Source organism: Synechococcus sp. 65AY6A5 (assembly GCF_002760415.1).
GTDB lineage: Bacteria > Cyanobacteriota > Cyanobacteriia > Thermostichales > Thermostichaceae > Thermostichus.
In genome coordinates this window covers 2,414,443-2,437,880 of sequence record NZ_AXUW01000001.1, presented here as the reverse complement: position 1 = coordinate 2,437,880, position 23,438 = coordinate 2,414,443, and the positions used below count along the sequence as shown (strand labels likewise).

23 protein-coding genes are annotated in these 23,438 nt (G+C 63.1%); 14 read left to right on the top strand and 9 right to left on the bottom strand.

Going from position 1 to position 23,438, the window contains the following annotated elements; genetic code table 11:
- Positions 1-2 precede the first annotated feature (2 nt).
- Positions 3-395 carry a thioredoxin domain-containing protein gene (locus SYN65AY6A5_RS11465; protein ID WP_011431572.1) on the top strand — a complete coding sequence of 131 codons (393 nt, stop codon included), beginning with the start codon at positions 3-5 and terminating at the stop codon, positions 393-395.
- On the opposite strand, the gene SYN65AY6A5_RS11460 is transcribed toward SYN65AY6A5_RS11465, so the two are convergent.
- The 5 genes from SYN65AY6A5_RS11460 to SYN65AY6A5_RS11440 all read right to left on the bottom strand — a co-directional run bounded on the left by SYN65AY6A5_RS11460 (position 332) and on the right by SYN65AY6A5_RS11440 (position 6,226).
- Positions 332-1,912: a hydantoinase B/oxoprolinase family protein gene (locus tag SYN65AY6A5_RS11460; protein WP_041439269.1), complete on the bottom strand. Its 1,581-nt coding sequence runs from the start codon at positions 1,910-1,912 to the stop codon at positions 332-334. The two genes, SYN65AY6A5_RS11465 and SYN65AY6A5_RS11460, sit on opposite strands and share 64 nt — an antisense overlap.
- Before the next feature lie 5 nt (positions 1,913-1,917).
- Positions 1,918-2,226 carry a hypothetical protein gene (locus SYN65AY6A5_RS11455; protein ID WP_099812695.1) on the bottom strand — a complete coding sequence of 103 codons (309 nt, stop codon included), beginning with the start codon at positions 2,224-2,226 and terminating at the stop codon, positions 1,918-1,920.
- Between the two features lie 31 nt (positions 2,227-2,257).
- The gene (locus SYN65AY6A5_RS11450) at positions 2,258-2,779 is read right to left on the bottom strand and encodes a PDZ domain-containing protein (RefSeq protein WP_240527784.1); all 522 of its coding nucleotides are present in this window, start codon (positions 2,777-2,779) and stop codon (positions 2,258-2,260) included.
- A gap of 255 nt (positions 2,780-3,034) precedes the next feature.
- On the bottom strand, positions 3,035-3,985 hold the full coding sequence (gene pip, locus SYN65AY6A5_RS11445) for a prolyl aminopeptidase (RefSeq protein ID WP_011431576.1): 951 nt from the start codon (positions 3,983-3,985) through the stop codon (positions 3,035-3,037).
- A 33-nt stretch (positions 3,986-4,018) separates the two neighbouring features.
- Positions 4,019-6,226, bottom strand: a complete 2,208-nt coding sequence (locus SYN65AY6A5_RS11440; protein ID WP_099884441.1) for a glycoside hydrolase — start codon at positions 6,224-6,226, stop codon at positions 4,019-4,021.
- A gap of 175 nt (positions 6,227-6,401) precedes the next feature.
- Between SYN65AY6A5_RS11440 and SYN65AY6A5_RS11435 the strand changes: the two genes are divergently transcribed.
- The 3 genes from SYN65AY6A5_RS11435 (at position 6,402) to SYN65AY6A5_RS11425 (ending at position 9,568) form a co-directional block, all read left to right on the top strand.
- Positions 6,402-6,944 carry an HNH endonuclease gene (locus SYN65AY6A5_RS11435; RefSeq protein WP_011431578.1) on the top strand — a complete coding sequence of 181 codons (543 nt, stop codon included), beginning with the start codon at positions 6,402-6,404 and terminating at the stop codon, positions 6,942-6,944.
- 47 nt (positions 6,945-6,991) lie between these two features.
- Complete coding sequence (locus SYN65AY6A5_RS11430; RefSeq protein ID WP_011431579.1) at positions 6,992-7,555, top strand: phycobiliprotein lyase; 564 nt, start codon at positions 6,992-6,994, stop codon at positions 7,553-7,555.
- A 123-nt stretch (positions 7,556-7,678) separates the two neighbouring features.
- Positions 7,679-9,568, top strand: a complete 1,890-nt coding sequence (locus SYN65AY6A5_RS11425; protein ID WP_099812692.1) for an AAA family ATPase — start codon at positions 7,679-7,681, stop codon at positions 9,566-9,568.
- Here the strand turns inward: SYN65AY6A5_RS11425 and glcD are convergent.
- Positions 9,565-11,055 carry a glycolate oxidase subunit GlcD gene (gene glcD, locus SYN65AY6A5_RS11420; RefSeq protein ID WP_240527783.1) on the bottom strand — a complete coding sequence of 497 codons (1,491 nt, stop codon included), beginning with the start codon at positions 11,053-11,055 and terminating at the stop codon, positions 9,565-9,567. The two genes, SYN65AY6A5_RS11425 and glcD, sit on opposite strands and share 4 nt — an antisense overlap.
- Before the next feature lie 69 nt (positions 11,056-11,124).
- Between glcD and SYN65AY6A5_RS11415 the strand changes: the two genes are divergently transcribed.
- From SYN65AY6A5_RS11415 to SYN65AY6A5_RS11400, 4 genes are all read left to right on the top strand, one after another.
- A complete protein-coding gene (locus SYN65AY6A5_RS11415; RefSeq protein ID WP_049749799.1) occupies positions 11,125-12,351 on the top strand; it encodes a class I SAM-dependent methyltransferase in 1,227 nt (408 codons plus the stop codon).
- 122 nt (positions 12,352-12,473) lie between these two features.
- The gene (gene rpmI / locus SYN65AY6A5_RS11410) at positions 12,474-12,674 is read left to right on the top strand and encodes a 50S ribosomal protein L35 (RefSeq protein WP_011431583.1); all 201 of its coding nucleotides are present in this window, start codon (positions 12,474-12,476) and stop codon (positions 12,672-12,674) included.
- A 122-nt stretch (positions 12,675-12,796) separates the two neighbouring features.
- Positions 12,797-13,153 (top strand): 50S ribosomal protein L20, encoded by a 357-nt coding sequence (gene rplT / locus SYN65AY6A5_RS11405; protein ID WP_011431584.1) that lies wholly within the window; start codon positions 12,797-12,799, stop codon positions 13,151-13,153.
- Positions 13,154-13,202: 49 nt separating this feature from the next.
- Positions 13,203-13,958, top strand: coding sequence for a transporter substrate-binding domain-containing protein (locus SYN65AY6A5_RS11400; RefSeq protein WP_071813541.1), 756 nt, complete (start codon positions 13,203-13,205; stop codon positions 13,956-13,958).
- Here SYN65AY6A5_RS11400 and purH read toward each other — a convergent pair.
- The gene (gene purH, locus SYN65AY6A5_RS11395; RefSeq protein WP_099812691.1) at positions 13,955-15,568 is read right to left on the bottom strand and encodes a bifunctional phosphoribosylaminoimidazolecarboxamide formyltransferase/IMP cyclohydrolase; all 1,614 of its coding nucleotides are present in this window, start codon (positions 15,566-15,568) and stop codon (positions 13,955-13,957) included. The two genes, SYN65AY6A5_RS11400 and purH, sit on opposite strands and share 4 nt — an antisense overlap.
- Before the next feature lie 269 nt (positions 15,569-15,837).
- On the opposite strand from purH, the gene SYN65AY6A5_RS11390 reads away from it, so the two are divergent.
- The gene (locus SYN65AY6A5_RS11390) at positions 15,838-16,554 is read left to right on the top strand and encodes a MotA/TolQ/ExbB proton channel family protein (RefSeq protein ID WP_011431587.1); all 717 of its coding nucleotides are present in this window, start codon (positions 15,838-15,840) and stop codon (positions 16,552-16,554) included.
- A 3-nt stretch (positions 16,555-16,557) separates the two neighbouring features.
- Positions 16,558-16,983 (top strand): biopolymer transporter ExbD, encoded by a 426-nt coding sequence (locus SYN65AY6A5_RS11385; RefSeq protein ID WP_011431588.1) that lies wholly within the window; start codon positions 16,558-16,560, stop codon positions 16,981-16,983.
- 33 nt (positions 16,984-17,016) lie between these two features.
- On the opposite strand, the gene argF is transcribed toward SYN65AY6A5_RS11385, so the two are convergent.
- Positions 17,017-17,934, bottom strand: coding sequence for an ornithine carbamoyltransferase (argF, locus tag SYN65AY6A5_RS11380; protein WP_187147178.1), 918 nt, complete (start codon positions 17,932-17,934; stop codon positions 17,017-17,019).
- Positions 17,935-18,066: 132 nt separating this feature from the next.
- Entirely contained in the window at positions 18,067-19,362 is a 1,296-nt protein-coding gene (gene ctpC, locus SYN65AY6A5_RS11375; RefSeq protein WP_011431590.1) for a carboxyl-terminal processing protease CtpC, read from the bottom strand.
- Positions 19,363-19,610: 248 nt separating this feature from the next.
- Between ctpC and SYN65AY6A5_RS11370 the strand changes: the two genes are divergently transcribed.
- The 4 genes from SYN65AY6A5_RS11370 (at position 19,611) to SYN65AY6A5_RS11355 (ending at position 23,401) form a co-directional block, all read left to right on the top strand.
- Positions 19,611-20,987, top strand: coding sequence for a glutamate-5-semialdehyde dehydrogenase (locus tag SYN65AY6A5_RS11370; protein WP_099884439.1), 1,377 nt, complete (start codon positions 19,611-19,613; stop codon positions 20,985-20,987).
- A gap of 263 nt (positions 20,988-21,250) precedes the next feature.
- Complete coding sequence (locus SYN65AY6A5_RS11365) at positions 21,251-21,796, top strand: RNA-binding protein (protein ID WP_011431593.1); 546 nt, start codon at positions 21,251-21,253, stop codon at positions 21,794-21,796.
- A 133-nt stretch (positions 21,797-21,929) separates the two neighbouring features.
- Positions 21,930-22,682, top strand: coding sequence for a DsbA family protein (locus SYN65AY6A5_RS11360; protein WP_228375373.1), 753 nt, complete (start codon positions 21,930-21,932; stop codon positions 22,680-22,682).
- Positions 22,683-22,705: 23 nt separating this feature from the next.
- The gene (locus SYN65AY6A5_RS11355; protein WP_099884437.1) at positions 22,706-23,401 is read left to right on the top strand and encodes an HNH endonuclease signature motif containing protein; all 696 of its coding nucleotides are present in this window, start codon (positions 22,706-22,708) and stop codon (positions 23,399-23,401) included.
- Positions 23,402-23,438: the final 37 nt, after the last annotated feature.

Here is a 23,438-nt window from a genome sequence, read left to right as displayed (position 1 = left end):
TGATGAACTTGCAAGTTGCTTTAGATGCTTTTAATCAAGAACTTTTGACAAGTGACGGGTTGGTGTTGGTGGATTTTGGTGCCCCTTGGTGTGGCCTGTGTCGCTTCATTCAGCCGATTACCGACCGTCTCGCAGCAGAGTGGGGCGGCGCGGTCAAGGTGCTGCGGGTGAATGTGGACGACAATTTTTGGCTGCCGCGCCGCTATCGGGTGCGCTCGCTGCCGACCTTAATTTTGTTTGAGAAGGGTCAAGAAGTGCAAAGGCTGGAGCACTTCGCCAGCCGCGATGATGTGCTCCGCCGCTGCGAGCAGTTGTTTCTCGCTCGCCTGCGCTATGTGGGTTCGGGTGCCTGCTCCTCCTCGCTGGACCCCCAAGCCCCGCCGCCAGGGGTGTAGAGGGTGAGCACATCGCCGGCTTTCAGGGGGCGGCTGATCTTGCTGGGCAAGGGATCCCCGTTGACGAGGTTGATCCCCAGCTGGCCAGGTTCGCCGCCTTCTTCCCCTTGCGGGGCATGGTGGCGCCGGTCGGTGAGCAGGGAGAGGGTGCAATCTTGCAAGGTCTGGATGGAGCGGATCAGCCCCCACCCGCCCCGCTGGCGGCCATGGCCGCCGGAATCTGGGCGCAACTCGTAGCGCAGCACCCGCAGGGGATACTCCAGCTCCAGGGCTTCGATGGGGGTGTTGAGGGTATTGCTCATGCCCACGTGCACCCCATCCAGGCCTGGTCGCTGCTGGCTGGCCCCCTGGCCGCCCCCCAGGGTTTCGTAGTAGGTGAAGTGGCGGTTGCCCAGCACGCAGTTGTTCATGGTGCCCTGCCCCTGGGCGATGGCACGGGATCCGGCCACCGGGGCCAGGGCTTTGAACACCACATCGGCAATGCGCTGCGAGGTTTCCACGTTGCCGGCCACCACCGCCGCCGGAAATTGGGCATTGACCAGGCAGCCGGGCGGGGCCACAATCTCGATGGGATCCTCCAGGCCGACATTGCTGGGGGCAGTGGGATCCAACAGGCAGCGCAGGGCAAAGAGCACCGCCGAGCGGGTCACGGCCAGAGGCGCGTTCAGGTTCCCCGCGGTGGCCGGGGCTGTGCCGGCGAAGTCCACCCGCAGCCTCTCCCCCTTGACCTCTACCTGCACCCGGATCTCAATGGGCTCAGGCGGATCCCCGTAGCCCTCCAGGTAGTCGCAGGCGGTGTAGATCCCATCGGGCAGAGCGCGGATCTGGGCCTGCATCCGCCGTCGGCTGTAGGCGATCACCCCGGCAATCAACTGCCAGGCCTCCTCTTCCCCGAACCGGGCCAGCAGCTCGCCAAACCGGCTCACCCCCACGGCGCTGGCCCCCACCTGGGCCTGCAAATCTCCCCGCCGCTGCTCAGGGTTGCGCACATTGGCCAGGATCAGGCGCAGCAGATCCTCCTGCCAGCGCAGCTCCCCTGTCGAGGTCATCTGGGCCAGCCGTAGCGGCGGGATCACCAGCCCCTCCTGCCAGATTTCCGTAGAGTCGGCGGGCATGGAGCCGGGGCGCATCCCCCCAATATCGGCATGGTGGGCGCGGTTCACCGCATAGGCACAGACCTGTTCTGGATCCCGCAGGCCGGGGATGGCCGTAACCACCGTGATATCCGGCAGATGGGATCCCCCCTGGTAGGGATCGTTGAGGACGAACACATCGCCGGGCCGCGGGCCGGCTGCCACCACCGCCCGCACCGCCTCCGAGAGAGCTCCCAGGTGAACTGGAATGTGGGCCGCCTGGGCAATACAGGCCCCTTGGGCGTCGAACAGGGCTGTCGAGCAATCCCGCCGTTCCTTGATGTTGGCCGAGTAAGAACCGCGGATGAGGCGCGCCCCCATCTCCTCGGCGATCCCCGCCAGCGCATTGGCCATCACCTGCAGCCGGATGGGATGGGTATCCATGCCCCTCACAGCCTGCGCCCCAGCCAAACAGCCACCCTGCGGATCCCTTGCCAAAACTGCAGACGGCGCTGCCAGCGGTCGAGGGTATGGCGATTCTCCCGCAGCCGATCCCGCAGGCGCAGCAACTCAGCCGGCGTGGGAGCCAAAGCCCGCTCAGCGGCTTCCCGCCAATCAGCCATAGCCCGCTCCGTAACCCAGAGCGCCGACCGCAGGTTCAAGAGGACAGGAATCAGGGCAAGCAAGGCTAAAAACAGCAGCCCATTGAGGCCGCAAACCGCCCAAACTGCCCACTCTGTCCCTAGTGCAGCAGTCACAGAGAGCTCAGCAAGGGATCCCTGGCAACACTCACTGCTGCTGCAGCATCAAGGGGCGCAACACACGGCCATCGCCGACCACAACCACCGTCGATAGCACTTGTCCGCCGCGCCGGAAGGTAATGGGTACCCGCTGGCCCACGGGGGTGTTTTGGATAATTTGCTGCACATGTTGCACCGAGGTGACCCGCTGCCCGTCCACCCCAATCAAAATATCCCCCTGGGCCAGACCCGCTCGTTGAGCCGGGCCATCCTGGAGCAGGCCAACCACCTGCACCCCTTGAACTCGAGGCGCAGGGCCGAACAGGCGACGGCTGATAGCGCCTTGAGCCGGCTGTCCATCCACCGCTTCGATGGCAACCCCGATGAAACCGTTGCCTACGACAGCAGGCGACACCTGAGCCCCGAAACTGTCAACCTGAACCGTGGGGCTGTAGAAGTTGTAAGCTTCACCCCCAACCGAGTCACAGGGGTAGGCCACAACAGCATCTGCCAGCAGGAGGGAGGCGGGCAGGGCGAGGGCAAGCTTGAACAGAGTGTTCGGTTTCTGCATAGTTCGAGCCTGGAAACGGCGAAGAATAACAAGTTGAGATCCGCAAAAGCATTGGGATGGATCGACCAGCCCGAGAGAGACAGCGGAAGCCATCAACCGGGCAGCTTGCACCGCCCTTCCCTCAGTGATAAACCCAAAATCGCCAACTGTCGATAGGCTTGGCCGTGCTTTGGGGCTAGATCCCAAGGTTTTGCCGGCATTTCTGTAGCAATTCTTCAAGCTCTTGGGATCCTCAACCCGGCCTATCTCAGCGGCTCACAGACCAACGCAGCGATCGGTGGCCTGCAGCAGGGCGGTGCGGATCCCGGGCTCGGTGATGGAATGGCCGGCATCGGGAATGAGATGAAACTCCGCCTCTGGCCAGGCCTGGTGCAGTTCCCAGGCGGAAATGGGGGGGCAGACCACATCGTAGCGCCCCTGGACAATGACAGCCGGCAGATGGCGCAGGCGCTCCACCCCCCTGAGGAGCTGATCTTCAGGATCCAGAAAGCCGCCGTGGACGAAGTAATGGCACTCGATGCGGGCAAAGGCCTCGGCAAACTCTTCCCGGCCAAAGCGCTCGATGAGCTCAGGGCTGGGGATCAACTTGCTGGTGCTGGCCTCCCAGATGGCCCAGGCGCGGGCCGCCCTCAGGCGCACCTGGGGATCGGGGTCGTTGAGGCGGCGGTGGTAGGCTGCCAGCAGGTCATCCCGCTCGTTGGGGGGGATGGGATCCAGGTAATGTTCCCAAGCATCGGGGAACAGGTAGCTGGCCCCCGACTGGTAGAACCAGCGGATCTCAAACGAGCGCAGCAGAAAAATGCCCCGCAAGATAAACCCCAGGCAGGATTGGGGGTGGGTTTGCCCATAGGCCAAGGCGAGGGCGCTGCCCCAACTGCCCCCGAACACCCACCAGCGCTCAATGCCCAGGTGCCGGCGCAGCTTTTCGATATCGGCCACCAGATCCCAGGTGGTGTTCTCCCGCAGCTCGGCGTAGGGGCGGCTCTTGCCGCAGCCGCGTTGATCGAACAGCACCACCCGCCAGCGGCTGGGCTCGAAGTACTGCCGGTAAAGGGGATCGATGCCGCCGCCGGGCCCTCCGTGCAAAAACACCACCGGCTTCCCGTCTGGGTTGCCGCACTGCTCGTAGTAGAGGGTGTGCAGGGAAGAGACGGGGAGAAAGCCGTGATCGTAAGGCTCGATGGGCGGGTAGAGGTCGCGCTGCATAACCAGAGATTCTAAGGATCAACGGCCAGCCGCTCAAGGCCTGCGCAGGGCGATGGTGGCCTTGGGCGGGATCCCTTCCTGGAAGGTCTCGCCATCGGCGGCCACGATGACGAACTGCAGCTCTTGTCCCGGCTGGGCGCCCAGATTGCTCCAAGGAATAGCCACCTCCAAACAGGCATCCACCACCGCTTTCACTTGGTGGCTGATGGCGTGCCAGGTGTGGTACTCCCCTGCCTGCAAGAGCTGAGCCTCGACAGGGGCGGGATGCTGGCCGGTGCCGGGGGGCGGCAGCGATAGCTTCAACAGGTGGCGGTAGTGGTAGTTGAGGGGGGCTTCTGCCGGCAACCCTTGGAGGGGAATGGGGCTGTTGACGGTGACGCAGTTGGGGTAAAACCACAGCACCTGCAGTTGCTTGGGCCGCTGCACCACCGAGTTAAAATCCAGCCGCAGGTAGAGGTTGAAGTGATCGAACCCGTACCAGAGGCGGCGGACGACGCTGTTGCGGTGCATGGTGCCGCGGGCGGCGCCGATCTCCAGCCGCCCGGCTTGGCTCCACTCCCGTTCGGCGGGGCGGCCGTTGATGGCCGGGTGGATAAATCCTTGCGGCAGGCGATCCCCCAGCCCATCGTGATCCTCGAGAGGGAACTGCAGCACTGCCGGCACGGCCTCTCCCAAAGCGGTGTAGAGGGCCTGCAGATGTTCCCGAAACAACTGGTCGAAAACGGCATCGTGGGCCGAGGAATGGCCCGCCCCAAACCACCAGAACCAGTCGGATCCCTCGGCGGCCCAGAGGGCTTCCCAGGCTTCGGGATTGGCGTGAGGGTGATCCTGAATGACCTGGCGGGCTTGGGCCAGGAGCTCCCAGGCGCGGTTTTTGACGGGATCCCCGATCCAAGTGGTAAAGTCAGCTTCAATCCAGGAGCCGCTGTGCAGTTGTTCGGCTGGCAGAAACTCCGTAGGGGGAAACTGGTCCAAAAACTCCGAAACCGTCACCAAGCGCAGCGCCGGGTGCTGGCTGAGGCGGGCATAGAGGTTCTCCAGGAAGGGCCGGCCATCTTGGGGGTAGTACTCCCAGCAATTTTCCCCATCTAGGGCGATGGTGACCAGCCAGGGCTGTTCCTGGGGCAGGCGGTTGCGGATGCTCTCCAGGTGGCCGATGAGATCCTTGGCGGCAGCATCGGCGGGCATGGCGCTGTAGCTGAAGCCGATCAAATCGGAGAGGCGGTGATCCCGAAAGACAATGGCCAGATCCCCTGCCTCGCTCTCCAGACGGTAGGGCCGATAGAGCTTTTCCGGCTCGAGGATATGGCCCTGCCCGTCGCGATGAAAGGGTTGGCCCAGGCTCCAGCCCAGCACGCCCTCGTCGGAGATGATCCACTCAAAACCCTGCTTTTGCACGATGGGGACAATGGCCGGGCTCACGGATTGCTCCGAAGGCCACAGACCCCGCGGCTCGCGGCCAAAGCGCTCCCGGTAGATCTGCTTGGCCCGCTCCAGTTGGCTGTGGACATCCTGCTCCCAGTGGAAGGGGTAGCGGGGCAGGGGCAAGCCGGGCCGAGCCACCCGCGCCGAGCGCTCGCTCACCAGCAGGGGCAAGATGGGATGGGTGTAGGGGCTGGTGGTCAGCTCCAGTTGGCCGCTCTCTTGCAGCTTGGCGTGCTGGGGCAAGATGGCGGCCAGGATCTGCTGCTGCTTGGCATAGATCCGCTGCCGATCCGCCAGGGTAAAGCCGGATCCCATCTTGATCCAGCCCTCGATCTCGGGATCCTCGTGGAAGAGGGGATCGAACCAGGAGAGGTTGTGCCAGGCCAGCAGGTCGCTGAAGTCTTGCGGTGTCCAGTACTGTAGGCACCAGTTGATCCCCTGCGATTCCCGCTGTTCGTAGAGCTGGCGGTAGCGGGGATAGGGCTCAATCATGGTGGGGTAATGGCTGTCGAAGAAACGCTCGACAATGAAGCGCCGCTGCTCTGGGGTCAGCTTTTCGACAGGAGATAAAGTCAGCTCCAAATAGGGATCGAAGGCGGAGCCGGCCACGTAGTCTTCGATTTGCACAATCAGAGAGGGCACCAGGTTGACCGTTTGGTGCAGGCGAGGATAGCGCTCCAGCAGCAGAACCAAGTCGAGGTAGTCTTTGATCCCGTGTAGGCGCACCCAAGGCATGCGATATTTACCCGCTATCGGACTTTTGTAGAGGGGCTGGTGTTGGTGCCAAACCAAGGCGATATGCAGCGGGTAGGTCATGGGAGGCACGGGATCCGACCATCACCCGGATACTAGCCCATCTGTCCGGCTCCCGATCGTCAGAAACTCTGGAATGTTGAACGGTGGGGATCCGCCTGGATGGTGCCCACTGCGGGAAAACCTTGTCATTCGCCGGATTTCTCAGGACAATGGCGGCAAATGGAAGAGCTAAGTCATGACTGCTGCTACCCACGTCCTGGAACAGTCGATCGTTGTCTTCTCCCAAAACTACTTGCCCATTAGCCGGGTCAACATTAGGCGGGCGATTGTGCTGCTGCTGACGGGCAAGGCAGAGCCGCTGGCGATGATGAATGTGCCGGTATGGAAAGTGCGCTCCCCCAGCCAGGTGATCGAGGTGCCCGAGCACATCCGCCTGACCATCAAGGGCAAAGAGCGGGCCTGGCGAGTGCCCCCTGTTAACCGGCGGGAGGTTCTGCGGCGGGATCACCACACCTGTCAGTACTGTGGCAGCACCCACAACCTAACCCTGGATCATGTCGTGCCTCTTTCTCGCGGGGGATCCCACACTTGGGACAATGTGGTGACTGCCTGCGAGCGCTGCAACCAGCGCAAGGGCAACCGCACGCCCGAAGAGGCGGGCATGGTTCTGCGCAGCAAACCCCGCGCCCCCCTCCACCCGACGGTGGCTTTTGCCGAGCAGTTTTGGCGCGAACAGCAGAGCCGGCAAGAGCCAATCTACGGCTACAGCGCAAGTTAGAATCGGCAAATTTCGGTTGTTATCGAGGAGGATCCGCGTCGGCCATGATGACCGTAATGGAGTTTTTTGCCCTCAGCGCTGGCGAGTGGATGTGTCAGCGTACCAGCCATCACTTGGCCTTTCGCCGCTCTGAGGGGGGGAGATCGCGGATGCAAATTGCTACCCTTTCGCCCGCCGATCCGGCAGTTATCCAGGTTTGTGAGCTGTTCAAGGTGGATCCACGGCGGGCCGTGGGGGCGGCGCGAGTGCAGTGGAATGGGGAGCAGGAGTGGGACAACGAAGAGTACAAAGGCGATGTGGTGCTGGTTCCCATTCCCGATCCCGACAACCCCATGCGGGGGCAACTGTTGCGGGATCAGGGCTATGCCGAGAAAGTGCCGGTGGCCGGCACCTACGTCATGGGATCGGACGGCGCCCTCACCCTCTACACCGAGTACGAGATGACCGAGTCGGAGGAGCGCATCTGGTTTGCCAGCCCCAACCTGCGCCTGCGGGCCAGCACCGTCAAGCGCTTCGGCGGCTTCAGCATGGCCTCTTTCTGCTCCGAGGTGCGCAAGCTCTCCGCCAGCCCTTCCCCCATCTCGGCTGTGGCTGAATCCCGCTCTCTCTAGGCTGTGGGCTGACCAGAAAGCTTGCCGGCGCCGGATCCCTGGCTTACTGGGGAGAGCCTCAGCCGGCAAGGGATGGGCTAAAACCTCTGTTGGTGGGTCATTTGTAGACGGAAAACCCGGGCTGTGGCGGATCTAAGCGACTTTATCCAGGGTATTGAGCAGCTCATCGAGCTAGCCCAGAAGCTGGACGAGAAAAAAAACACGGGGGGGCTGCGAACCGAAGTGCGCATCCAGGCCCGATCCCTGGGCAGCTCCATCCCCCCTTCTGGTTCTATCCCCCGCCGCCGCAGTGCCCAGACGGGGGATCCCTCCTGGAGCAGCGAGCCTCAGGTGATGTCCACGTCAGGCTGGCGCGAGCCGCCCAAGGCTGACCCTACGCCTGAGGCCACTGTCGCCGACCCCCCCGGCAGCCCAGACACCTGGCCGGGACCGCGCCTCAAGGATGTGGGGGGGTTGAAGGAACAACTGCAAGCTTTGCGGGAGCTGGTGGAGATCCCCCTCAAGCGGCCCGATCTGCTGGCCAAGTTGGGTTTGGAGCCGCCCCGTGGCGTGCTGTTGGTTGGCCCCCCTGGCACTGGCAAGACCCTGACGGCCCGCGCTTTGGCCGAGAGCCTGGGGGTGAACTACATTGCCCTCGTCGGCCCGGAGCTGATCGGCAAGTACTATGGGGAGGCGGAGGCGCGCCTGCGGCAGGTATTTGAAAAGGCGGCCAAGTCGGCCCCCTGTCTGGTGTTCATCGACGAAATCGACGCCCTTGTGCCCAACCGCGCCGCCGTCGAGGGAGAGGTGGAAAAGCGCCTGGTGGCTCAAATGCTGGGGCTGATGGACGGCTTTGTGGCCCAAAAAGGTGTTGTGGTGCTGGCGGCCACCAACCGGCCCGAGGCCCTGGATCCGGCGCTGCGGCGACCGGGCCGCTTCGACCGCGAGGTCATTTTCAAGGTGCCGGATCGGGAGGGGCGGCGGGAGATCTTGGCCATCCACACCCGCGGCATGCCGCTGGCAGAAGATGTGGACTTGGACAGCCTGGCGGATCAGACGCTGGGCTTTGTGGGGGCAGATCTGCGCGGCCTGTGCCAGGCGGCAGCCTATGCGGCCTTGCGGCGGCAGGTGCCGGATCTGGGATCCCCCATCCCCGACTCCTTGACAGTTTCGGCGGCGGACTTTCAGCAGGCCCTGCAACAGGTGAAGCCGGCGGTGTTGCGCTCAGTGGAAATCGAGTCGCCCCAGGTGAGCTGGGATCAGATCGGCGGCCTGGAGCAGGCCAAGCAGGTTCTGCAGGAGGCCATCGAGGGATCCCTGCTGCACCCGGAGCTGTACGAGCAGGCCCAGGCGCAAGCGCCCAAAGGGATCCTCCTCAGCGGCCCTCCCGGCACCGGCAAGACCCTGCTGGCCAAGGCGATTGCCTCCCAGGCCAAGGCCAACTTCATCGCCGTCTCCGGCCCAGAGCTCTTGAGCAAATGGGTGGGATCCTCCGAGCAGGCGGTGCGAGAGCTCTTTGCCCGCGCCCGCCAGTGCGCCCCTTGTGTCATCTTCATCGACGAGATCGACACCCTCGCCCCGGCGCGGGGCAGCTACTCCGGCGATAGCGGCGTCAGCGACCGCGTTCTGGGGCAACTGCTGGCCGAACTGGACGGGATCCGCCCCAGCCAGGGGGTGTTGGTGGTGGCCGCCACCAACCGCAAAGCCAGCTTGGATCCCGCCCTCACCCGCGCCGGCCGGCTGGAGCTGCACCTGAGTGTGGAGCTGCCGGATCGGGCCGGGCGGCGGGAAATCCTGGCCGTGCACAACCGCAGGCGGCCCCTAGGGCCAGATGTGGATCTGGAGGTGTGGGCCGAGCGCACGGAAGGCTGGAGTGGGGCCGATCTGGCCCTGCTAAGTAACCGTGCTGCCATTGCTGCCATTCGCCGCCACCGGGCCACTGCCGAGTCGGTGGATCCCAAGACCCTGGTCATCCGCCAGGAGGACTTTGCCCAGGCCTTTGCCGAGCTGCAGCAGCAGCGCCAGGCCACCTAGAAGACCGGGATCCCTTGCCATTCCGGCTGCCGGTGGGCGTGGGCCGCCTCGCCGCAGGTGCGGGGGGTGGGAAAGATCTTGTCGGGATTGGCGATGTGCTGCGGGTCGAGCACCTGCCGCACCCACTGCATGCTCTCCAAATCCGTGGGCGTAAACATCTCCGACATGTAGCAGCGCTTGTCGGCCCCGATGCCATGCTCGCCAGAGATGCTGCCTCCCAGGCGCACGCAGAGCTTGAGGATCTCACCCCCCAGCTTCTCCACCTGCTCCAGGGATCCCGGCACCGACTCGTCGTAGAGAATCAGCGGATGGAGGTTGCCGTCGCCGGCGTGGAACACATTGGCCACCGGGTAGCCGTACTGGCGGCTGAGGCGCTCGATTTCTTTGAGGACATAGGCTAGCTGGCTGCGGGGGATCACCCCATCCTGGACGTAGTAGTTGGGGCTGAGCTTGCCCATGGCGGCAAAGGCCGCCTTGCGCCCCTTCCACAGCCGCGCCCGCTCTTCTGCATCGACGGCCACCTGCACCTGGCGGGCCCCGTTTTTCAAGCAGAGCGCCCTCACCTGTTGGCCGACTTCCTCCACCTCCAGCTCCAGGCCGTCCACCTCCACCAGCAAGATGGCTGCCGCATCCCGCGGGTAGCAGCCCAACTGCACCACATCCTCCACAGCATTGATGCTGAAGTTGTCCATGATCTCCAGGCCGGCGGGGATGATCCCGGCGGCGATGATGTCGGAAACGGTGGCTCCTGCCGCCTCGACGCTGTCAAAATCCGCCAGCAAGACCTGCACCTGGGCCGGCGCCTTGAGCAAGCGCAGGGTAATCTCGGTAGCAATGCCCAGAGTGCCCTCGGAGCCGACGAACAGGCCCACCCAGTCGTAGCCGGGCATCTCCGGGATCTTGCCCCCCCAGCGCACCACTTCCCCATCCGGCAGCACCACCGTCAGGCCGAGGATGTGGTTGGCCGTCACCCCGTACTTGAGACAGTGGACGCCGCCGGAGTTTTCCGCCACATTGCCGCCGATGGAGCAAACCGACTGGCTGGAGGGATCCGGCGCATAAAAGTAGCCCTGGGCGGCCACCGCTTGGGTAATCCAGGCGTTGATTACTCCCGGCTGCACCACCATGCAGCGGTTGTCTAGGTCAATCTCCAGGATCTGTTTCATCAGGGTGGTGGCGATGACGACGCTATTTTCCAGCGGCAGCGCCCCTCCCGAAAGGCCGGTGCCGGATCCCCGCGCCACGAAGGGCACCTGGTAGCGGCTGCACAGCTTCACCACCTGCGCCACCTCCTCCGTGGTGCGCGGCAACACCACCAGAGCCGGCCTTTGCCGGTAGCTGGTCAGCCCGTCGCACTCGTAAACCAGCAGCTCCTCCGGCCTGCTGATCACCCGCCGGGGATCGAGAATTTTTTTGAGCTCAGCCCTCAGTTTGAGCCAATCGAAGGTGAGGCCAGCTTGCAACGGGTGAGAGGAGCGAACAGCCATAGGGGGCGGCAGAACATCTCGTGAGGGGGATATCGTCACTATAGTCTGGATAGTCTGGCCGGAGAGCCTATGCAGTCCCGCAACGCCGAACAGATCCTTGAGCAAGTGCGGCAGCTCTACGACCTCTACCCCTTCCCACCACAGCCCATCGGCACCGTTCCCCCGCCGGGGTGGAACTGGCGCTGGAGCTGGCCCCAGGCCTATGCTTTTTGCACCGGATCCCATCCGGGCCGGCGCAAGGTGCGCATCCTGGATGCCGGCTGCGGCTCTGGGGTAGGGACAGAATACATCGCCCACCAAAACCCGGAAGCGGAGATCTGGGCCTTTGACCTAAGCGGCCGCGCCCTGGAGATTGCCAAGGCCCGCTGCCGGGCTTCCCAGGCGCCGCCGGTGCAGTTTTGCCAGCTCAACGTTTACGACATCGACCAACTGCCGGGGCAGTTCGACTTCATCAACTGCGTGGGCATGCTCCACCACCTGCCGGATCCGCTGGCGGGGCTGCAGGCGCTGGCGAGCAAATTGGCCCCTGGCGGGATCCTGCATTTGTTTGTCTATGGCGAGCTGGGCCGCCACGAAATTCGCTTGATGCAAAAGGCCATCCGCCTACTGGTCGCCGGCTCCGAACACCAGCCCCTGGCTTCCGCAGAACACCTGCAACAAGGGCTACAGGTAGGCCGCCGCCTCTTCCGGATTTTGCCGGAGAGCAACCGCATCCAGCAGCAGGAACGCGCCCGCTGGGCCGTTGAGAACGTGGACGACGAATGCTTTGCCGACATGTACCTGCACCCGCAGGAAGTGGACTACAACATTGAGACCCTGTTTGAGCTGATCCGCGCCTCCGGGCTGCAGTTTTTGCGCTTTTCCAACCCGGAGTTCTGGCGGCTGGAACGGGTGTTGGGCCAGGATGAGGCCCTGCTGGCCCAGGCGGCTCAACTGCCAGAGCCGGAGCGCTACCGCCTGATCGAGCTGCTGGATCCGGTGGTGGCCCACTACGAGCTCTTCCTCGGCAAGCCTCCCCTCCCCCGCTGGGAATGGACTAGTCCGGAGGCGGTGGCCTCGGCTGTTGCCCACCTCAGCCCATGTCTAGGCCTGTGGCCGGGCCGGAGCATCTTCAACTACGCCTACGAGGCAATCTCCCTCAGCGAGGAAGCCTTCGCCTTCCTGCAGCAGGTGGACGGGATCCGCACCGTCCAAGCCCTTCAAGACAGCCTGGAGTCTCCCCTGGGCTGGCCGCAGTTGCAGCAGTTGCTGCGCTGGCAAGTGCTGCTCTTGGAGCCACGGGAGGGCTGTCTTTGAGTGCCTCTGAGCAAATGTGGGCAGCCAAGACCGGTGGCAGCATTTGCCTTCTTGGACTTTCCTGCTCTATGCTGGGAGGCTGTGACCTTTTCTCCAGCCCCACCCATTCTGGGGGTACTGCCATGCCCAAAATCAAAACTCGCAAGGCAGCCGCCAAGCGCTTTCGCCTCACCGGCAGCGGCAAGTTTATGCGCCGCCGGGCCGGGCACAACCACCTACTTGAGCACAAAACCAGCAACCGTAAGCGCAAGCTGGCGGGTGTAGCCCTGGTAAGCAAGCAGGATCTGGCCAATGTGCGCCTGATGCTGCCCAACACCCACTAGCTGGGTCCTGTTCGCGCTACGCGCCGCTTCCCCGACGCCTCGGCACGTTGGGGACGGGTTGAAGTCTCAAGGTTTGCCGGGGGCTCGCCAACTTCTATATCCGTCTGTATTGGGTTACTGCCATGAGAGTCAAACGCGGCAATGTTGCCCGCAAGCGTCGTAAGAAGATCCTCAAGCTAGCCAAAGGCTTTCGAGGAGCCGGCTCCAAGCTGTTCCGCACTGCCAACCAGCAGGTGATGAAGGCTCTGCGCAGCGCCTACCGGGATCGCCGGCGCAAGAAGCGGGATTTTCGCCGCCTGTGGATTGCCCGCATCAACGCGGCCACCCGCGCCCAGGGCCTGCGCTACAGCGAGTTCATCGACGGCCTCAAAAAAGGCAATATCCAACTGAACCGCAAAATGCTGGCCCGCTTGGCCTTCCTGGATCCAGAAGCCTTTACCCAAGTGGTGGAAGCAGCTCGCCAGGCCCGCGCCTCCTAAAGAGATGGGGTCTCGGTCTCCGTTGGCCGCAGCAATCCAGAGGTCTTGCATGGCAGCCGGCCTGGCCTTGGCTTGCTTGGGGAGGGGGATCCCTGCGGCTGCCCGCCCCTGGCCAGAGATTGTGCGTTCGGGTCAGGTGCGAATTGCGGTCAAAGACAACCTGAGGCCGTTGGGCTTTCGCGATCCCATGGGCAAGCTGCAGGGGTTTGAGATCGAGCTGGCCCGCGAGCTGGGATCCCGGCTCTTGGGATCCGCGGAGGCGGTGGAGCTGGTGCCGGTAGCCAACGTGAAGCGGCTGCAGGCAGTGGCCGCTGGGGAGGTAGATCTGGCTATTGCCCAGCTTGGCATTACGCCGGATCGGGCGCGACAAGTGGAGTTTACCTCGCCCTACTATCAGGATGGCCCCAGCTTGGTTGTGGCCCGTTCCCACAACTGGGAAAGGTGGTCGGATGTGGGCGGCGCGCGGATTGCCGTCCTGCGCGGATCGGCTGCTATTCCTTACCTCCAGCGCTACCTCCCAGGGGTTGAGTTGGTGGCGGTGGATTCCTACCGGGAAGGGGCGGAATTGCTCCTAAAGGGAGCGGTGCAGGCCTGGGCAGCGGATCGCTCGGTGCTGGCAGGGTGGCTGGCGGAGCACCCCCAGTTTCAGTTTTTGGGATCCCCGTTGGCGGCGGTGGGGCTGGGCATTGCCCTGCCCAAGGGGCTGGAGCATGCTGAATTGCGGCTGCGGGTGCGCCGCGAGCTGGAGAACCTGCGCGCTGAGGGCTGGCTGGCGGAGCGGGCCAGAGCCTGGGGTCTGCCCTAGTGCAAAAAGTGACGGATGCCAGTGCAGACCATGGCGATCCCAGCAGCATTGGCAGCAGCAATGGAATCGGCATCGCGGAGACTGCCTCCCGGCTGGATGATGGCGCGGATCCCAGCACGGGCTGCCGCCTCCACACTGTCGGCAAAGGGGAAAAAGCCGTCGCTGGCCAAAACCGCTCCTGCTGCCTGCGAGCCGGCCTGGCGAAGGGCAATCTCGACGGCGCCTACCCGGTTCATCTGGCCTGCGCCAATGCCGAGGGTCTGCCCCTGCCGGGCAACGACGATGGCGTTGGATTTCACGTGTTTGCAGACCGTCCAGGCAAACTCCAGATCCGCCCACTCTTCCGGTGTCGGCTGGCGCTCGCTCACCACCCGCCAGGACGGGCGGCGGTCGGATCCCTGGGCCAAGTCAGCCTCCTGCACCAGGAAGCCCCCAGCCAGGGTGCGAATGGTTTGGGCCGGCCCAACCGCAAAGTCCGGCAGAACCAAAAGCCGCAAGTTCTTTTTGGCTGCCAGTTGCTCAGCCGCCTCGGGGGTGCAGTCCGGGACAACCACGCATTCCAAAAAGGGCTCCGCCAGCCGCCGGGCAGCCTCCCCATCCAAGGTTTGGTTGAGGGCGACAATGCCCCCGAAGGCGGAAACGGGATCGGCGGCCAAAGCCGCCTCAAAAGCGGCAGCCAGAGTTGGGCGAACGGCTACCCCACAGGGGTTGTTGTGCTTGACAATCACCGCCACCGCTGGCCTAGGGCCGTTGGCCAGCCCTAGGCTCAGTTCTGCCGCCAGGGCGCGGGCCGCCTCTAGATCCAGCAGGTTGTTGTAGCTGAGCTCCTTCCCCTGCAACTGTTTGGCCCGATGCCAGCCGGGAGCAGCCGCATCCACCACATACCAGGTGGCGGCTTGGTGGGGATTTTCCCCGTAGCGCAGGCGTTGCCAAGGGATCCCTTGCAGTTGAAAAACCTGCTCGGCAGCGGTTGCAGGAGCTGGAGCTTGAGAGGGGCGGGACAGCTCTGAGCGAGTTAGGTAGTCGACAATGGCGCGGTCGTAGGCCAGTACCTGCTCGAAGGCGCGGCGGGCACACTGGAAGCGAAAGGCCAGCCGCTCCGCCTCGCTGGAGGGGCTAGAGAGCAATTGCAAATACTGAGGGTACTGGCTGGGATCGGTGAGCACGGTAACGTGGGGATAATTCTTGGCTGCCGCCCGCGCCAGCGTCGGCCCGCCGATGTCGATCTGTTCAAAAGCCTCCTCCAGCGACACCCCTGCCCGGGCCACCGTCTGCTCGAAAGGATAGAAATTGACCACCACCAACTGGATGGGAGGGATCCCCAGCGCCTCCAGATCCGCCCGGTCTTCGCGGCGCTCCAGGCGGGCCAGAATGCCCCCGTGAATGCGGGGGTGCAGCGTTTTTACCCGTCCCCCCAAGATCTCCGGCGCGCCGGTATGCTCCGAAACAGGGGTGACCGGGATCCCAGCTTCTGACAGCGCCTTGGCTGTGCCTCCGCTGCTGAGCAGCTGAAAGCCGTGCTCCTGCACGAGGGCCTGGGCCAGCGGGATCAGGCCGGTCTTATCGGAGACACTTAGGAGAGCCAAAGGTGGGAAGGGCTGAGCAGACATCGGTTGTTAGCGATCTCAAGAGAGCAGAGTTGCCTAGGAGATCCCAACAGGTGGAGATCCCACGCCCCAGCATAGCGCCCCTGCCGGGAGGGGGATAGGAGGTTGTTGCCACTACTGAGAGGTCGGAGAGGTGGCTGGGGTTCACGTGGGATGATCCAGGATGCCAGAAGGTGCAATTCCAGCCACTCAAAAGGGATCCCAGCCCTGCCGAGAAAGTGCTATGACAAGATGAGCGTGAATTGCCGCTAGAAGGGGGTAACTAGGATCGTATGGATAGAGTCTTGCAGCTCCTGATCCAGGGTTGGTACTATTCCATCCCCCTGTTGACGTTCTCAGTCTTCTCGGTGGCCTGTTGCATCGAGCGGGCCTTGTTTTGGTGGAAAGTCACCCACCGGCAGGAGGAGGTGGTGCGGCAAGCCCTGAGCCAGTACCGCCGCAACCCACGCGCTGCCCAGTACCTGCTGGAGCAAAATGCGGATCTCCCCATTGCCCGCATCTTTTTGGCCGGCCTGGAGCTGAACGAAGCCAGCCCCGAAGATTTTAAGCTGGCCCTGGAGACAGCCTTGGCGGCAGAGGTGCCCCTGCTGAAGCGCTTCAATACGGTCTTCGACACCGTCATTACCGTTGCCCCCTTCCTGGGCCTGCTGGGCACCGTTACCGGCATCATCCAGATCCTCAGCTCCATCCAACTGGGGGATATCGGCGGCACCGATACGCAAGGGGTAGGGCAGGGGATCGCTGAAGCCCTCTACTCGACCGCTTTTGGGCTGATCGTGGCCATTCCCACTTTGCTAATCTCCAACGTCTTCCGCTCTCTGTACCTGCGGCAGCTCTCCAAGATCCAGGAGTACGGCGGCGAGCTGGAGTTGCTGCATCGCCAGCGGCAAGAGATGCAAGCCCAACAGCTTTCCCAGTATTCTTACGCCAAGCCCAGCCCCAGCGGCAGCTCCACTCTTCCTCCCTACTCCCCCCTTGAGCCCTCCTAGCCTATGCGCATCCCCGAAGAAAACTTTCGATCCGGCGAGATCAACATCGTGCCCCTGATCGATGTCATCTTCTCGATCTTGGTGTTTTTCGTCATCGCCAGCCTGGTGCTTACCCGCTCGGAGGCCCTCGATGTCAATTTGCCAGAGGCCTCCACAGCCGAAGCCCGCCGCCAGCCAGACGTTACGGTGAGCATCACCGCTGAAGGCCAAATTGCCGTCAACCGCAAGGCGATTGCCAATCTTGCCGCCCTGATCCCAGAGGTGGAACGCGTCCTGGCCGAGAAGCCGGCTGAAGGGCGCCGCCTGGTGGTGATCAACGCCGATTTGGCTCTCTCCCACGGCAAGGTGGTGGAGGTGATGGATACCCTGCAGCGACTGCCCAACGTCAGCCTGGCCATCGCTGCCCGCCGCCCTGCCAATAACCGTTGACAGGCTCCCCTCTGGGGCCGGGGGTGAGGGCCATCACCCTGCCCCCAGCAGTTGGATCAGGAGCGCTTTTTGCACGTGGAGGCGATTTTCTGCTTGATCCCACACCCGGGACTGGGATCCCTCCAAGACCTCGGCGGTGATCTCCTCTTCCCGGTGCGCGGGCAGGCAGTGGAGCACAATGGCCTCGCGAGCCGCCTGTTTCAGCAGCTTAGCATTGACCTGGTAGGGCAGGAAGTCGGCTTTGCGCGCCTCGGCCTGGTCTTCTTGGCCCATGCTGGCCCACACGTCGGTATAGACCACCTGGGCTCCCGCGACCGCTTCGTAGGGATCCCGCAACACCCACACCTGCGATCCCTGGGCCAAGGCTTGCGCTTCTGCTACTACTGCCGCATCTGGCTCGTAGCCGGGGGGGGTGGCGACGCGGATGTGGATCCCGCTCATGGCACAGCCCAGCAGCAGGGAATGGGCAACATTATTGCCGTCGCCGCAATAGGCCAAGGTCAGGCCCGCCAGTTGGCCGAAGTTCTCCTGGATGGTGAGCAGATCGGCCAAAACTTGGCAGGGGTGAAACTGATCCGTGAGGGCGTTGATCACGGGGATCTCGGCATATTCGGCAAAGATTTCCAGCTCCCGCTGGTTGTAGGTGCGAATGGCAATGGCGTCCAGGTAGCGGGAGAGAACGCGGGCCGTATCCTGCAGAGGCTCGCCGCGGCTCATCTGCATCGCCGTCGGCACCAGATCTAGGGTGCTGCCCCCGCACTGGGCCATGGCAGCGGTAAAGCTGACACGGGTGCGGGTAGAAGCCTTCTGAAACAACAGCCCCAGCACCCGGCCGCGCAGATCCACCCGATAGGGATCCCGCTTCAGTTGCGCCGCTTGGACCAGCAAGGCCGCTAGCTCCGCCGGGCTCAGGTCGCTGAGTTTGAGCAGATCCCGCCCGGCTAAGTTGATGGATCCTACAGCTTGCAACCCCGCCATCGCGCTTCACCGCCTCCGCAAACAACTTCCGGCCCGCGCTGCTGCCTGCTCGCCAGCGCAAGGCCGCTACTCAGCAAGGTCTCGCAGCCTGGGCCCCAACGCTGGCTAGAGGGAAGAGGAACGCATTGGCTCCTTGGCCTGTTGCTGGCGGGCCGAGATCTGCGCCTGGAGGGCCTGGATAGCGGCGGCATATTGCGGGTCGGCGGGAGTCGCCACCAACTCGCGATCCCGGCTGAGGCGATTGAGATCTTCTTCGGACAGTTCCACGACAATGTCAGGGGTGATGCCTTTGTGATCGATATCGGTGCCTTTGGGGGTGCGATAGCGGGCGATGGTCACCGCCAGGCCCGACCCATCGGAGAGGGGATGCACCGACTGCACTAGGCCCTTGCCAAAGGTTTGCGTGCCCACGATCACGGCGCGCCGGTTATCCTGCAAAGCCCCCGACAAGATCTCGCTGGCGCTGGCGGATCCTCCATCCACCAAGACAGCCAAAGGCTTGTCGGTGAGGGCGCTGTTGTTGGCCGTGAGGCGATCCTGCTCCCCTTGCCGGTTCACCGTCGAGACAATGCTGCCCCGGTCGATCCACATGCGGGCGATCTCGGCGCTGGAGTAGAGCAGCCCCCCCGGATTGGCCCTCAGATCCAGCACATAGGCGGCCACCCCTTGTTTCTCCAGCTCGCGAATGGCCTGGCGCACCTTGTCGGCGGCATTGCCGGAAAACTGGGTGATGCGGATGTAGCCAATGGGCAGGCCATTTTCCTGGTGAACCGCATAGCGCACGGTGGCCAGCTCAATTCTCTCCCGCACCAGGTCGAACACCTTCAGCCCTTCCCCCTCGCGGCGGATGGTCAGCCGCACCCGTGTGCCCGGCTCGCCGCGAATGAGGCTGACGGCGGTGTTGGTGTCCATCCCTTCGGTGGATTTGTCGTCGATGCGCACGATTACATCTTTGGACTTGATCCCGGCCCGGTCGGCGGGGGATCCTTCGATGGGGGAGATCACCACCAGCTCGTTGGTCTCTTGATCCATGCCCAGCGTGATCCCCACCCCGGTCAGCTCACCGGATGTGTCAATTTGCATGCTGGCGAACTGGTCGGGATCCAAGAAGCGGGTGTAGGGATCGTTCAGTTTCTTCAGGGCTTCGCGAATGGCTGCATAGGCATCTTCTCGGGTGGCATATTCTCGGCTGAGCAGATCCCGCCGCACCGCCTCCCAGTCGACGGAGTTGAAGGAAGGGTCGACGTATTCGCGATTAACAATCTGCCAAACTTCGTCCACCACTTCCTTGGGATCCCGGCGAAACCCTGCCCAACCCGGCATGGATAGCTGCACCCCGACAAGCGACACGGCTGTGACCACTGCAGCCGTTGCACTCACCACAAACCCACGCTTTCTCATTGGCTCTCCTGGAAGACAAGGTCTAAAAGTCGAGATTAATCTCCAGCTTTTGGGGGTTTCGCCCAGAGGCTCTTCCCTGCCCCAACTTTATCTCAGGGACAAAGCAGTGCTGCCTGCCCCAGCCGGTGGTATCCAAAGTTTGGTAGGCTGCAAATGGTACAGCCCAACTGTGCCCAACGTAGCACAGGGATCCCTGCAAAGGTGCTCTCGCGATCACATTTGCAAAGGCGCTTTTTCTTCTGGAGTCCATGTCTCTTGTAACCGACTCTCCCAGCCTGCCGGAAGCTGCTGCTGACTCGCCCCTGCTGGCCCAGGTGCAGTTGGCTCGCGCTGCCGCTCGACGCACGGCTACCTTGCCCACTGCCATTAAAAATGCCGCCCTAGAGGCCATGGCCACCGCTTTGCTGGAACACCAAGAGGCCATCTTGGCAGCCAACCAGGCGGATTTGGAGCAGGCAGCGGAGCAGGTCAAGGCCGGTGAGCTGTCCGCCTCGGCCTACGCCCGCTTGAAGTTGGACGCCCAGAAATTGGCCGACGCGGTGGCCGGGGTGCGGCAGGTGCTGCGGCTGCCGGATCCGGTGGGGCAGGCCTTGCTGATCCGGGAACTGGATGAGGGGCTGGTGCTGGAGCGGCGCACCTACCCTCTGGGAGTGCTGGGGGTGATCTTCGAGTCGCGGCCCGATGCTCTGGTGCAAATTGCCGCCCTGGCGGTGAAAACCGGCAACAGCGTCCTGCTCAAGGGTGGCTCGGAGGGGCTCTGCTCCTGCCAGGCATTGATGGCGGCCATCCAGGCGGGGCTGCAGCAGATCCCCGAGTTTCCCCAGGGATCTTTGCAGTTGCTCACCAGCCGTGCCGAGGTCAAGGCCCTGCTGCAACTGGAAGGGCTGGTGGATCTCATCATCCCCCGCGGCTCCAGCAGCTTTGTCCGCTACATCATGGAAAATACCCGCATCCCGGTGCTGGGCCATGCCGATGGCCTCTGCCACTTGTACGTAGATCGGGCTGCCGATGTGGACATGGCGGTGAGGCTAACCCTGGACAGCAAAACCCAGTACCCCGCCGCCTGCAACGCCATCGAAACCCTGCTGGTGCACGCAGAGATCGCCCCCCGGTTTTTGCCCCTGGCCGTGCAGGCGCTGCGCGAGAAGGGGGTGGAGTTGCGCGGGGATCCCCGCTGCCGCCAACTGGTGCCCGATCTGATCCCGGCCAGCGAGGCCGACTGGCGCACGGAGTACGCCGACCTGATTCTGGCCATCAAAATGGTGGATTCTCTCGACGAAGCCATTGCCCACATCGAGCGGTACGGATCCCGCCATACCGAGGCCATCGTGACCGAAGATGCCGCCGCTGCCCAGCGCTTCCTCGACGAAGTGGACGCAGCAGGGGTCTTTCACAATGCCTCCACCCGCTTTGCCGATGGCTTTCGCTACGGCTTGGGGGCAGAAGTGGGCATCAGCACCCAAAAGCTGCCGCCGCGCGGCCCGGTGGGTTTGGAGGGCTTGGTGACCTACCGCTACCAACTGCGAGGGCGAGGCCATCTTGTAGCCGACTATACAGCCCCCCAGGCCCGACCTTTTCAACATCGAGATCGCCGAGATCGCCTGAACACCACCGGTTTGTCTTAGGGATCAGGGCCTGCTGCAGCGGCCGACTGTACAAAGCAATCCATGACGGAAACCGTTCTGCTCGTCTGGGTGGCTCCAAGTTAAGGTAAATTAGAAGATAGCCTTGTGATTTGCAAAGGTTGTGCTTTGTGCCCCGCTGTGGTGCAACAATAGACCACCGAAGGCTACTGGGTTTTGAAATTTGCTGTCGGCTTGAGCGCCTTTGACCTAGCACCTTGCTTTTTGGCTGCCTTTTGTTATTTCGATAGGAGCTTCGCTGCATCATGCCCGTTCGTCTGTATGTCGGAAATCTGCCGGAAGAGGTGGATCGTCAGGCATTGGAGAAGCTCTTTAGCTCTGCAGGTGAGGTCATTTCCACCAAGGTGATTCGGGATCGGCGGACAGGCAAATGTCGCGGCTTCGGGTTTGTAACCGTGAGCACCGAAGAGCAGGCGCAGCAGTACATCGAAAAGTTCAACGGCCACAGCTTTGGCGATGTCAACCTGCGCATCGAGATTGCCCAGCGGCGGGAGAAACGGGAAGACGCCGAAGCCAGGGCAGCAGCCTCCAGCTCCCCAGCTAAGGAGTCTGCCAAAGATGCTGGCAAGGATTCTAGGGCGCCCGGGGATCCTGAGCCCCGAGGTTCTTCCAAAGGCTCCAAAGAGTCTGGGGAAAAGTCCGCTCCCAGCAAAAAGCAACGCCAGCGGGGCAACAAAGGGAGTGGAGGCAATGTCGTTGCCGAGACTGAAGGGGCCTTTGAGCCGGATCCCCGTTGGGCCAGTCAGTTGCAGCGGATTAAGGAGCAGCTTCTCCAAGCGACCAACTCCTGATCCCCCCAAAAGCGTGGTGGACATCGCCGCCATCTGGCGTTAGCCTGGTTGAGCTGTACAGCTCTGGGCATACTCGAGAGGGGGTTTTGGGATGGATAGTCTGGCAAGGGTTTTTCGCGCGTGGGGACAGTGCTTGGCCAAAGCTGGGTTCCTCGGCGCGCTGCTGGTTTGGCTGGGGATGAGCAGCGTTGTCCAAGTTGCCCTCGCAGCTCCAGCCGATTTGGAGGAGCAGGTGCTGCAGATCATTCGCAAGCACCCCCAGGTGATCCTGGAGGCGGTGCAGGAGTACCAGCAGCGGCAGTACCAAGAGCAGCAGCAACAACAGCAGAAGTTGGCGGAAGAATTTGGCCGGCAGTTGCGGGAGAACCCGCGTGCCGTCATCGGAGACTCTCCTCAACTGGGATCCGACGCTTTGCGGTTGGTGTTGGTGGAGTTTTCCGATTTTCAATGTCCCTTCTGCGCCCGCGCCCACGACACCCTCAAACAGTTCATGGCCGAGCACGGGAATGAGGTGACCTTGGTGTACAAGCACCTGCCCTTGACCAGCATCCACCCGGAGGCGATGGCGGCGGCTCGCGCGGCCTGGGCTGCCCACCGTCAGGGCAAGTTCTGGGAGTTCCACGACGAGCTGTTTGCCAACCAATCCCAGCTTGGGGATGAATTTTATGTAGCTACCGCCGAGAAGTTGGGCCTAAATGTGGAGAAATTCAATCGGGATCGGCGCAGCCGGGCGGCGGAGCGCGCCATTCAGCGAGATATGGATCTGGCCTCTCAACTGGGCATCGGCGGCACCCCTCATTTCATCTTGAACGGCCTTTCTTTTTCGGGGGCGCAGCCTTTGGAGGTGTTTGAGCAGACGCTGCAACAGGCCAAGCAAGCCCTCTAGCCCGGTTAGAGCCTCAAGTCCAGATGTCGAGTCCCTATCGTTGCCCAGAGTGCGGAGATAGTTTCCTGTTTCGGCCGGATCCCTGCCCCACCTGTGCCAGCCGAGAACGCCAGAAACAGAAGGCTGCCCGCGCCAGGGAAAAACGGGGCAGCTACGACCTGACGGGCCAGGTGGCCGCCGCCGAGTTCTGGCAACTGTTGCGTTGGTACCCCTGCTGCCCTTGCTGTGGCAAGCCCTGGCCGGAGGTGGGATCCGCCCCTGTCCAGGATCACATCATCCCCCTTAGCCGTGGGGGGCCCAACACGGCTGCCAACCTGCAGCCTCTTTGTCCAGCCTGCAACGGCTGGAAGGCGGATTTTCTCATTTGTTTTGACAGAGCCGTGCCGGGGCGGGTGCGACCCTTGCCTCAGCACCTTTGGCCCAGCTTTCGGCGTTGGCTCGGCCTCGGCGGCGTCGAGGAAAAGCAAGCCCGCGAGCGGCAGTTGGATTGGTTGGATCCCGGCCTAGATCTTGGCGGCGGGGATCGCCCCCAACTGGTGCAACAGTTGGCCTATCCCTTGGCCAGCCCAGCCCAATTGCAGGCGGAAACCTTGCGCCTCACGCTGGCGGCGATCTCACTGGAAGAAGGATCCCTGGCGATTCCAACCAGTGGTGCAAAGGGCAGCGAGGCCCAAGCAGCCCGATGGAGCTATTCCCAACAGCCGCGAAACGGTTCCTAATCTCCCCTCTCCCTGAGGGAGAGGGGCTGGGGGTGAG